9 protein-coding genes are annotated in these 11,571 nt (G+C 59.7%); 4 read left to right on the top strand and 5 right to left on the bottom strand.

Annotated features, from left to right (window positions below):
- Window positions 1–234: 234 nt before the first annotated feature.
- Window positions 235–1,035: a dioxygenase gene (locus CQ017_RS05435; protein WP_105552869.1), complete on the bottom strand. Its 801-nt coding sequence runs from the start codon at window positions 1,033–1,035 to the stop codon at window positions 235–237.
- Between the two features lie 169 nt (window positions 1,036–1,204).
- Between CQ017_RS05435 and CQ017_RS05430 the strand changes: the two genes are divergently transcribed.
- Window positions 1,205–1,648 (top strand): MarR family winged helix-turn-helix transcriptional regulator, encoded by a 444-nt coding sequence (locus CQ017_RS05430; protein WP_181148396.1) that lies wholly within the window; start codon window positions 1,205–1,207, stop codon window positions 1,646–1,648.
- Window positions 1,649–1,654: 6 nt separating this feature from the next.
- Here CQ017_RS05430 and CQ017_RS05425 read toward each other — a convergent pair whose 3' ends face one another.
- From CQ017_RS05425 to CQ017_RS05415, 3 genes are all read right to left on the bottom strand, one after another.
- A complete protein-coding gene (locus CQ017_RS05425) occupies window positions 1,655–4,855 on the bottom strand; it encodes a DEAD/DEAH box helicase (RefSeq protein WP_181148394.1) in 3,201 nt (1,066 codons plus the stop codon).
- A gap of 248 nt (window positions 4,856–5,103) precedes the next feature.
- On the bottom strand, window positions 5,104–5,811 hold the full coding sequence (locus CQ017_RS05420) for a FadR/GntR family transcriptional regulator (RefSeq protein ID WP_105552866.1): 708 nt from the start codon (window positions 5,809–5,811) through the stop codon (window positions 5,104–5,106).
- A 28-nt stretch (window positions 5,812–5,839) separates the two neighbouring features.
- Complete coding sequence (locus CQ017_RS05415) at window positions 5,840–7,552, bottom strand: L-lactate permease (protein ID WP_105552865.1); 1,713 nt, start codon at window positions 7,550–7,552, stop codon at window positions 5,840–5,842.
- Window positions 7,553–7,663: 111 nt separating this feature from the next.
- On the opposite strand from CQ017_RS05415, the gene CQ017_RS05410 reads away from it, so the two are divergent.
- The 3 genes from CQ017_RS05410 to CQ017_RS05400 are packed head-to-tail and all read left to right on the top strand — an operon-like array spanning window position 7,664 to window position 10,526.
- On the top strand, window positions 7,664–8,428 hold the full coding sequence (locus CQ017_RS05410) for a (Fe-S)-binding protein (protein ID WP_105552864.1): 765 nt from the start codon (window positions 7,664–7,666) through the stop codon (window positions 8,426–8,428).
- A 17-nt stretch (window positions 8,429–8,445) separates the two neighbouring features.
- A complete protein-coding gene (locus CQ017_RS05405) occupies window positions 8,446–9,897 on the top strand; it encodes a LutB/LldF family L-lactate oxidation iron-sulfur protein (protein ID WP_105552990.1) in 1,452 nt (483 codons plus the stop codon).
- The gene (locus CQ017_RS05400; protein WP_105552863.1) at window positions 9,894–10,526 is read left to right on the top strand and encodes an LUD domain-containing protein; all 633 of its coding nucleotides are present in this window, start codon (window positions 9,894–9,896) and stop codon (window positions 10,524–10,526) included. Before CQ017_RS05405 ends, CQ017_RS05400 begins: the two co-directional genes overlap by 4 nt.
- A 350-nt stretch (window positions 10,527–10,876) precedes the next feature.
- On the opposite strand, the gene CQ017_RS05395 is transcribed toward CQ017_RS05400, so the two are convergent.
- Entirely contained in the window at window positions 10,877–11,512 is a 636-nt protein-coding gene (locus CQ017_RS05395; RefSeq protein ID WP_105552862.1) for a GntR family transcriptional regulator, read from the bottom strand.
- Window positions 11,513–11,571 lie beyond the last annotated feature (59 nt).

The following is an 11,571-nucleotide window of genomic DNA, read 5'->3' as shown; positions in this document are numbered from 1 at the left end:
CGCGAAGCAGGATTAATGGAGTCCTGACGTCAGCAGATAATCTGCGGGCCCCGAGCTCCGCCCCTTAATGTTCAACGGCAATTGGCCTCGATGCTTCCAGCCGAATGGGCCTACCCTCGCGAAAGTGGCGCACAATCCCCTGGTGGCACCGCTCTGCTCTGGAACCAATAACGATCTCGCGGCCCCAGGCGGGCCGCGAGATCGTTATTGTGTTTCTTGGGATCTTGCGGAACTTTAGGTCAGAGTCCAGGAGCGCTTGGACAGTCCGTACCAGAAGCCTTCGATGGCAGTCTTCGCGTCGATACCGCCAGAGGCGTAGGCGGCGGCACCAAGGGATACGTACAGTGGCGCCCAGTGCTCGGAGCGCGGATGGGCCTCGCGGGCCGCCGGAGCCTTGTGCATGAAATCAAGAATGGAGTCCACATCGCCGCGCGCCATCGCCTCTTCGGCCCAGTGGTCAAATTCGCTCGAAGCCGCCGGCGGAGCGGAATCGGCCCCCGCGGCAGGATTGAACCAACGCAGATTGTGGGTGGTGAAACCCGACCCGACGATCAGCGTTCCGCGTTCGCGCAACGGGGCCAGCGATTTGCCGAGTTCGAACAGGCCAGCCGGATCCAGGGTCGGCATCGACATTTGCACCACCGGAACGTCGGCGTCCGGAAACATTTCCTTCAACGGCACATAGGCGCCATGATCGAGCCCGCGAGTCTCATCGCGCTCCACGTGGTGACCATGCGTTGCGGTCAGCCGCTCAACCTCAGCTGCTAGCTCTGGAGCCATAGGCACGTCATAGCGTACGTCATAGTACTTCTGCGGAAAGCCCCAGAAGTCATAGACAAGTTCGTTTTTCTGCTGCGTGGCACTCAGCGTCACCGGCGCATTTTCCCAGTGCGCGGAGATCATCAGAATGTCCTTGGGTTTATCGATGGCACCTGACCAGTCAGCTAGTTCACTGGTCCATCGGGCGTCATCGGCCAATGGCGGTGCACCATGGCTAAGGAAGAGGACTGGAGGGAGTTCTGCTGGCTGCGTCATGAGACAAGGATACACTCAAGTTTATTGAAGCTTCAAGTAATTTACGTTGTTATCCATGGCACCACCCCACCGCTAAATGCATCCTGCGCCCGGTGCATGCAACCGCGCCATGGTCTTATTTGCGAGCTAAAAGTCGATGACCGGGCCGGAGATACCTAGAATGGTAACCATGCACGATGAAAAGCTGCTTTCCGAGGTGGAAAAAGAGTTCACCACCACCCTGCTTCGCGCCCGCCAGACAATCCGCGAACGCGCCAAAGCGATCCATCCGGAGTTGCAGGCACCGGGCTACCGGATTCTGTCCTTCTTGATTCACCACGATGCACAGCAGCAAGGTGTCCTCGCCGAACACCTCGAACTGGACAAGGCCACCATTTCTCGGATGGTCAAGCAGCTTGAGACCATGGGGCTCATTACGCGTACTTCGGATCCAAACGATGGCCGAGCCCAGCTGGTTTCGGTCACCGGAAAAGCGCGCGAGGCCTGGAAGGTCAGCGGGAATACCCTGCGCGAGCGGCTACACCGCCGCTTGTCCGAATGGGACGAGACGGATGTGCGTCGTTTCGCCGACCTGCTGCACCGTATGAATGAGGAAATCGAAGATCCCCAATAATCCCGGTTATTCGAGAAGCGCCAGGAAATCCTCGGTATTCAGGGATGCAGCCGCCGCCATTTGGTCCGAATCCCCCAGCACATCGTTGAAGAGCTGGGTCTTCCTTGCCTGCAAAGCCAGGACCTTGTCTTCGATGGTGTCCTTCGCAACCAACCGGTACACATACACCGGCTTATCCTGACCGATGCGGTGCGCCCTGTCGATAGCCTGGGCTTCGGCCGCGGGATTCCACCACGGATCCAGCAAAATGCAGTAGTCCGCTGCGGTGAGGTTAATGCCGAACCCTCCGGACTTGAGCGAAATGAAGAAGACCGGGAATTTGCCGAGCCCAAAATCATCGATTAGCTCTCGGCGCTTTGCCCCGCTGGTGCTTCCGTCCAGATAGCCGGTTTCAAAGCCAAGGTGTAGGGCAACACCGCGAGCCTTGGACAAGAACGAGGTGAACTGGCTAAAAACCAAGATCTTATGGCCTTCGGCCACCGCATCTTCCAGCAGCGAATGCAGCAGTTCAAGTTTCGCGCTTGGTCCGGTCCCTTCATCGACAAGCGAGGGATCCAAGGCAAGCTGGCGAAGCAAGGTCAGCGACTGCAATATCTTGAACCGGTTGGAATCCACGTCTTGCACCAGACCCAGCACCTCTTGGCGAACACGCTGGAAACGCCGGTCGTAGGCTTTGCGGTGCGCCGGTTCCAGGTCCACGTAAATGACCTGTTCGGTCTTCGCCGGAAGGTCCTTGGCCACCTGCTCCTTGGTCCTGCGCAGGACAAAGGGACGCAACCTGCTCTTCAGCCGTTGCATTCGCGAGCCATCCCCCGAAGCGATGGGCTTGGAATAGCTGTCCTTGAAGGCCTTGAGCCCACCGAGCAGGCCGGGGGCGGCTAACGAAGTCAGCGCCCAGAGTTCCAAGAGGTTGTTTTCCACCGGAGTGCCGGTGACCACGAACTTGCACGGCACTTGAATCTGGCGAACCTGCTTATATCCCTTGGAAGCGTGGTTCTTGACCATTTGCGCTTCGTCCAGAATCAACACCGAGAAGCCCATCGCTTCAAAGTGCTCGAAATCCAGACGGAAAATTGCGTAGCTGGTGATCACCAGCTGTGCATCGCCGATTGCCTCTGCCACGCTCGAACGGCGCTTGGTGCTTGTCTCACCCAGCGCCGTGGTGCGAAGCTGCGGCGTGAATTTGGCCGCCTCGCTCGCCCAGTTGCCTACCACCGAGGTAGGGGCGACCACCAGATATTTGGCGTCCGGATCCTCGTGACGGGCTTTGTCCAGTGCGGCGAGCAACTGAACCGTCTTGCCCAGTCCCATATCGTCCGCGAGCACACCACCCAACTGATGGCGGCGCAAAAAGTCCAACCAATTGAGCCCTTGCTGCTGATAGTCGCGCAAGGTAGCGGTAAAGGTTTCGGTGACCTGAACCGGTTCCGGACCATCCATCCCGGTCAGCTTCGCCATCGCGGTGAGCCACTCATTTTCCTGAGCTTCGATAATGCCCAGCGCTACCAGCTCTTGCCACCAGTCAATGCTCAACCGGTGCATTCGCACTCCCGAGGATGTGCTTTGCGCCAGTTCACCGGCTTCCGCAATGAGCTGGCGCAAGATATGGAACTCTTCGCCGTCGATGGGAACCACCTTAGCGTCTTCCAGCACCAGGTAGTCATCCCCGGCGCTGAGCGCGCTGAACAGCTCGACAAAGGGAATGTCCTGGTCGGCGAGCTTGATATCGACGTCTAGGTCGAACCAATCAGTGCTCGATTCGCCGGCCCCGATGCGTACCACAGCTTGCCCCTCGGCGACTCGATAGTCAGGCACTGCGGTCTGCTCATCGACGTGCACATCGGGGTGTTCACGCAGCAATGGCAAGGTATCAAGCACAAAGTCGATGCTCGCGCTAGTGTCCAGGCTCAGTGGCGCGAAGCTTCCCGTGTTCATCTGCACCAAGGGGTGCGCGGACCCGACCTTGTCGAGGATGCTGCGGGCGATCAGCCGTTCGGTCTTCCGCTGGCGCACCCCCGCATCGGCATACTGCCAGGAGAACTCTCCGGTCAATTCGTTGCGCGAATGCCGCAGTTCAAGCCGCAGCATTGGCCGCGCCGGTTCCGGTACGTCAAAGCTTCCATCGGTACTGCTCAGCGGCGCAACGAGACGCACCCGGGACAAGAACGATTGGTTGAATTCGGCTATCTGATCTGCCGGAATTTCCAACGGACCATTGCGGATAAGATCTATGAGCTCGTTGGTAATCGCCGGTTCGAAGCAGGCAAGATGCAAGGAGCCGCCCTTATCCGGTGCCCCGTCAGAGAACACGGCCGCGGCCGGTGGCCTGCCCAGCGCGATCATGGATTTCGGAAATCCCTCTGGAGCCGAAATCTTGGGATCCAGGGTGAGCCCGGCGGGACCTTCCGTAAAATCAACAAAACCCGTGGCAGGCGCTTGCGGGAAGTTGATGGGTTCCTTCGTCTTTGCGGCCACGATCGCGACACCCGAATCGCGGATGTTCTTCAGGCAGTGCACCAGCTCTTCACCCGGCAGGGCGTTGAGGGTTACCCAATCGTTGCCCCAATGATTGTAATAGTAGGCTTCGCCCTGTCGCAGCGTCAGCCCGTGCAACTCCATCATCGCCTTGCGTTGCGTCTCATCGAAACGCTTGTCATTTTGCAGATTCGACCATGAGACGCCGCTTTGCACCCAGGGCGAGCGGCTTCCCGGTTGGGCCGGACGCACTTTGATGTCATAGGACTCAGCATGCCGATATCGTTCATGAACCACCGAGACCAGCATGCCCAGTTCGACGATATCGGCCTCGGGTTCCGCCACGGGCAAGAGTGCTTGCAAGGATCGCTGCCAGTGCGGAATCGGCCGCGGACTCGACCCATCGTGGGCGTCGAGGCTGGAGTCATCGTTGACCGTCAGTTCCTCATCCGGGTTACGCGTTAGGTACAGACCCAGCGCGGCGATGTGCTTGCATGGTCCCGCTGGTTCTTTGGCCGAGCAGCTAAAAGCATAGTGGACTTTTCCATTATTCAGTTCCAGCTGGATGAACGCATCGGCGTCGGCCACGTCGGCGTGGACACGACTCATCCCGCCGGTCTGCACCCAGCGGTACGGGTTCACCTCGCCCGACGAATGGATGAGGCTGCCTTCCATCATCGTTCGGGCAGCGAAGTAACGGTTCAGCTCGGGAAAAGACAGCGTATATTCCATGTCCACCATTCGTTGCGGCTCAGGTCCGAGGGAAGCGGTACCTCAAGTCTATTTGCTTGCCCGACAAAATTCTTCGTGCCCAGACCAGCTGATGCATAGACGAGTTCCGCAGGGCTTTATGTCGTGCCATTCATTCTTGCCTCGACAAGCCAGAGAACTTATCAAAATGTGCATGCCTGCGCTGGAGACAAGGAATACCCCGGTAGCTTTCCCACTTGCGGGATAGCTACCGGGGTATTCCTTGTGCCTTAGCGTGTCTGCGAATAGAACCAGGTGATGTGCTCTTCCAGCAGCTGCGCTGCACGTTCGCGCTGGTTGGTGGCGAAAGCGTGGTGAATGGCCTTGTGCTGTCGGCGGAGCACCCGCACGATCGGCTGCCAAGACTCATCATCGGGAATTGATTCGGAGACGTACTGGCTAATCGAGTTTCGCAAGGATTCCATCATGGTTTCCACCACCGAATTACCCGCCATGGAGGCCAGCAACACGTGGAATTCGGCATCGATCCGGTGGAACGCGTCGCGGGAAAGCTGCGGGTCATCCATGCGCATGATCAGCACCGCGGTGCGGTCAATGACCTGTTGGGCATGCGCCTGATTTCGCGGATTCATCTGGGCAGCCCAGGTTTCCATCAAGATTCGGGATTCAACTATTTCGCGAACGTTGATGCCCTTCGCTGCCAAGTGCATGCGCAGAGCGTGGGAAATACCCGCGGACGGGTTCGAGATGATAACCGCGCCAGAGTTCGGGCCGGAACCCGTAGAGGTTCTGACCAAGCCCAGCACATCCAGAACGCGGATGGCATCGCGAACCGATGCTCTGGAAATCTGATGCTGCTCCGCGAGCGCACGCTCGCCGGGGAGCTGGTCCCCAATGGCGAGTTTTCCGGAACGGAGGTCTGCCTCGATTGACTCAAGGACGACTTGATACGCACGCGGGGCTGGAGTAATAGACATCAGAAGACCATTTTAGCCTTGAACTAGATTACGGAAGCATCCACGACAAAATCGGCGTGGACTGGAGGTAAACCAGGGTACACAGTACCAGCAGCATGCCTACGGACCAGCCGGCAACCTTCTTGAGAATCACCGATTCCTGGCCTTCCATCTTCACCGCGGTGGCGGCAATTGCCAGGTTCTGCGGGGAGATGAGCTTGCCGACCACGCCACCGGAGGTGTTCGCCGCAACCAGCAGGGTTGGGTCGATGCCAGCGTTGACGCCGGCGGTCTGCTGCAGCTTGGCGAACAGTGCGTTGGCGGAGGTATCCGAACCGGTCACGGCGGTACCGATCCAGCCCAGGATTGGGGAAAGGAAAGCGAAGGCGCCACCGGCACCGGCGAGCCAGGTGCCCACGGTGATGGTCTGACCGGACAGGTTCATCACATAGGCCAGGCCCAGCACCGAGAGGATCGTCAGCGCCGCATAACGCATGTTGTAGATAGTCTTGCCAACTTCTGCCATGCCTTCGCCGAAGGTCATGGCGTACTTGCCGTTGCCGGTGTTGCGCGAGTAGACGAATGCAACGATCACACCGGTGATCAAGAGCAGGGTGCCCGGGGAGGACAGCCAGGAGAAATTGTAGATAGTGGAGGATACGGCCTCGCCCGCTGCATCGACCACGCTGCCATGCAGTCCTGGCCAGCCGAACTTGATATCGGTGCTGGCCAGCCACGCGGGAATGTCAACGCCCAGCTTCCACAGTTTGGCAATACCGAAGATCACGATCACCAGCAGGTACGGGAACAAGGCCATCCAGGTGTTGTTGGCGTGCAGCTTCTTGTTGTGCTCCACCGGCTCGGCAGCAGCCTCCGCGGTCAGCACTCGCGCACGCGCTTCGTCGGCACCCTTTGGAGTCCAGAAGCGAAGCAGAATCACTGCGGCGGCCAGGCCAACGAGCGAGGCCACGATATCGGTCAGCTCGTAGGAGAAGTAGGTCGAGCAGAGCCACTGGGCCACACCGAAGGAAATGCCGATGGTCAGGGTCGCCGGAAGGGTCTGGCGCATACCGCGCCAGCCGTCGATAACCAGCACCAGAATCGACGGAACAAAGAGCGCCAGCAGGGGTGACTGGTGGCCCACAACCGCACCGATCTCGGTGGCCGGGATTCCGGTCAGGGCACCGGCGGTGGTGATCGGGATGGCCACTGCGCCGAAGGCAACCGGGGCGGTGTTGGCGATCAGGACGGCGCAAGCCGCACGCAAAGGAGCCAGACCCAGAGCCAGCAGCATGGTTGCGGTAATTGCCACCGGTGCGCCGAAACCTGCCAGCGCTTCGAGCAGGCCACCGAAGCAGAAGGCGATCAGCACGGCCTGGATACGCACGTCGCCACCACCGATCACGTCAAAGACGCGGCGCAGATCCTCGAAGCGTCCGGACTTCACCGTCACCTGGTAGAGGAAGATGGCCATCACCACGATCCAGACGATCGGGAAGGCGCCGAAGACCATGCCCATCACCCCGGAGTTCAATGCCATGCCAACTGGCATATGCCAACCGAAGATCGCGATGATGATGGCCACTGCCAGCGAGCCAAGGCCGGCTATATGCGCTTTGGTCTTGATTACTGCCAGCAAAACAAAGAAGGTGAGAAGAGGGATCAAGGCAACAAGTGCAGAGATCGCTACACTTCCCGCAACTGGATCTGTGGAGGGTGTAAACACGGTGTGGGCGTCCTTACTCGAAGTTGGTCTGACCATACGTGGTCCGACCACCTAGATTACAAGGTGAGTACGATCACAACAAATCTTGACTTATCCAAAGATGAACACATAGTATGGTCAGACCACACTTTGAAAGAGTTATTTACTATGCGGATTGCTCTCTTTGCCACATGCATCGTGGATGCCATGTACCCCGAAACCGCCAAGTCGACCGTCAAAATCCTGGAACGCTTGGGCCATGAAGTCATTTTCCCCAAGGCCCAGGCCTGCTGTGGGCAAATGCACATCAACTCCGGATACATGCCTGAAGCCCTGCCCGTGGTCGAAAACCACATTAATGCCTTTGACACCGACGACTACGACGTCGCGGTAGCTCCCTCGGGCTCCTGCGTTGCCTCTGTTAAGCACCAGCACCCGTATCTGGCAGAGCGGCTCGGCAAGCCCGAGTTAAAGGAACGTGCGATTGCCGTCGGCAAGCGCACCTACGAACTTTCACAGCTCCTGGTTGACGTGCTCGGCGTGAGCAATGCCGCCGACCAGCTGGGCAGCTATTTCCCGGATACCATCACCTATCACCCTTCTTGCCACGGCAAGCGCTCGCTGGGGCTTGGCGACCGCCAGCTGGACCTGCTGAAAACCGTGGGAGGCATTACCGTCGAGGAGCTTCCCGAGGCGGATCAGTGCTGCGGATTCGGCGGCACCTTCTCGTTGAAGAACGCCGACGTTTCCACGGCCATGCTCGAAGACAAGATGAAGAACATCTGCTCCACCGGTGCTTCGGCCTGCGCCGGGGGCGATGCCTCCTGCCTGATGCACATCGGAGGCGGCCTCTCACGCACCGGGGCTAAACCAAAGACCCTGCACCTGGCCGATATTCTGGCCAGCACCATGGAAGAGACGGTGACACTGTGACTCAGGTATTCCTCGGCATGCCAGCCGCGGGACATGGCAACCTTTTCGAAGAGGAGCCATTCCCCCAGGCCGCGCACCGCGAGCTGGGCAACACCCAGATGCGCAAGAACCTGCGCCATGCCACACACACCATTCGCGACAAGCGGGTGAAGGTTGTCGGTGAACTTCCCGACTGGGAAGAGCTGCGCGATGCCGGCTCGGCCATCAAGAACAACGCGATGGCAAATGTCGAAGAGCTGCTGCTCCAGTTCGAGAAGAACTTCACCGCCCGTGGTGGCACCGTGCACTGGGCACGGGATGCCACCGAGGCCAATAAGATCGTCACCGAGCTGGTCAAGGAGACCGGCTCCACCGAGGTGGTCAAGGTCAAGTCCATGGCCACCCAGGAAATCGGTTTGAACGAGTACCTTGAAACTCAAGGCATCGAGGCCTTCGAAACCGACCTCGCCGAACTCATTGTTCAGCTGGGCAACGACAAGCCAAGCCATATTCTGGTTCCGGCAATCCACAAGAACCGCACCGAGGTGCGAGATATCTTCTTGAAGGAAATGCCTTCGGTGGACCCGGAGCTCACCGATGAGCCGGCCAAGCTGGCCGAGGCAGCCCGTTCGCATCTGCGCAAGAAGTTCCTGGCCGCCAAGGTCGCGATCTCCGGTGCGAACTTCGCCCTGGCAGATACGGGCACCCTGGGCGTCGTGGAATCCGAGGGCAACGGCCGCATGTGCCTGACCCTTCCGGAAACCCTGATTACCGTCATGGGCATCGAGAAGGTCCTGCCAAAGTGGGAGGACCTCGAAGTCTTCATGCAGTTGCTTCCGCGCTCCTCCACTGGCGAGCGCATGAACCCGTACACCTCGCTGTGGACAGGTGCCAGCGCCGACGACGGACCGCAAGATGTGCACATCGTGCTGCTGGATAACGGTCGCACCCGCGCCCTGTCGGACCGCTTTGGCCGCACCGCCTTGAACTGCATCCGCTGCTCGGCCTGCATGAATGTGTGCCCGGTGTACGAGCGCACCGGCGGCCACGCCTACGGTTCGACCTACCCCGGCCCGATTGGCGCGATCCTGTCCCCGCTGATGACCGGCATCGAGGCAGAGGACAACGGTTCGCTGCCCTATGCCTCCTCGCTGTGCGGCGCATGCTACGACGCGTGCCCGGTGAAGATCAATATCCCCGAGATCCTCGTGCACCTGCGCGGCGAAGACGTGGATGCCAAACGCGAGACGCATAAGATCCCAACCCAAATGGACCTGATGATGAAGGGCGGTTCCTGGGCACTGGGCAAGGGCAAGAACCTGGGCCTGCTTGAAAAGGCTCTGCCGCTGGGCCGCCTGATGGCCGGCAAGGATAAGAAGATCAAAAAGCTTCCGGGCATCGCGGCCGGCTGGACGCAGAGCCGCGATATCCCCGCCCCGCCAAACAAGTCCTTCCGCGACTGGTGGAGCGACGAAAAGGAGTCCAAGTGAGCGCCAAAGAAGAAATCCTAGGCCGCATCCGTTCGGCGCTGTCAGATGCGCCGGTGGCCGAGGAAACTCCCCGCGAGTACCGCACCTCCTCGCAGATGTCCGAGGAAGAGCTCATCGAAATGCTGGTGGACCGGCTGGTCGATTACAAGGCGGGAGTAGAGGTCATCGACAACGCACAGATTCCCGAGCTTGTCGCCGCGAAACTGAAGGACGCTAATTCGGTGGTCTTCCCGCATGGGCTGGATCAGCGGTGGCTGGCTGACCTGCCGCAGGGTGTCGCCCAGATTGCCGATGCCCCAGGGTCACGGCTTACGGTTGCCGAACTGGATGAGACCAGCGCCGTGGTGACCTCCTCGCAAGTCACCATCGCCGAGTCCGGAACCATCATCCTCGACGGTGAACCAAACCAGGGGCGCCGCGCGATTTCACTGGTCCCGGACCATCACCTGTGCATCGTTCCGGTGTCCAGCATCGTGCAGCTGCTTCCCGAAGCAATGCCCCGGCTGACCATCACCCGCCCGTTGACCTGGATCTCTGGCCCGTCGGCTACCAGCGATATCGAGCTGGAGCGGGTGGAAGGCGTGCACGGACCACGCACCCTGGACGTGCTGCTGGTGCGCGGGCTGTAGCAAAAACACTCATTAAAGCCATCGCGGCCGGATCCCGTTCCTGAAATTCCAAGGGGATCCGGCCACGATTCTATTAATCGGCCCTGCCAGCTTTTGCCGTCGCTGCAACTTCTTTGGGTTGCTCGGCAGGGGATAGCGAAGCATTCTCCTGCCCGGCAACCAGGTCCGCGGAATGCACTTCCTGCAAGTCGGTGCTATTGCTCGACCAGCCGTTATCAGAACGCGCAGCATCTTGCTGCTCGAACGGTCGCGTTGCGCCATGGGAGAGTCAACGGTTTCCTCGCCAGTGCTGTCATGGCGGGGCATTAGCGCCAAGACTCCCGCCAGTGGCGAGATTTTGGGTGAATGATTTAGAGGTGGGAGAACATTTTCAAGCGCATCGACTTCGCCGTCGACATATGCGTCCGGACTTGCTCCTGCGCTTGGTCGGCACGGCGCTCACTAATCAGCTCCACGATGCGCTGGTGCTCATCGAGGGATTCGGCCCAGCGGGATCCCACCGACAGCGTCGAGGTTGGGGCGTGCAGTTGATGCGTTGCCAAGCGCTCCAACAGGTCTTCGAGCACCGGATTGTGCGCGGCACGCCAAAGCGAGCGGTGGAACTCGATATTTGTCAGCAAACGCGTTGAATCATCGGGATCGACCAGTTCCCGATCTCGTTCAACGAGCGCTTCGAGCCTGACCAGGTCCGGGTCGGTCCGACTCCGCGCGGCCTCCGCAGCGGCTTGGCCTTCGAGCATGATGCGCAGGTCGTAAACCTGCATGATCTGCTCCGGGTCGATTTCGCGCACGAACAATCCGCGGGCGCGGCGTTCGAGCAGTCCCTCATGCAGCAACCTGGTGAGCGCTTCGCGCACCGGGGTGCGCGAGACACCGAAGCGTTCGGCCAGCGCGACCTCACGCAACGGATCTCCGGGCGCGAAGGCACCGCGCAGCAGGTCTTCCTTCAACTGCGCGTGAATCGTTTCCGAATCGATCTTCGCCATGCCCCGCCATTCTGCGTTCAACAGTATTGATCTGCAGTTCTCTCGCACGCGGTGCCGCG

The sequence above is a fragment of the Arthrobacter sp. MYb224 genome (assembly GCF_002975455.1).
Lineage (GTDB): Bacteria > Actinomycetota > Actinomycetes > Actinomycetales > Micrococcaceae > Glutamicibacter.
The sequence above is the reverse complement of the archived record's forward strand: the minus strand, read 5'-3'. Positions and strand labels throughout refer to the sequence as shown.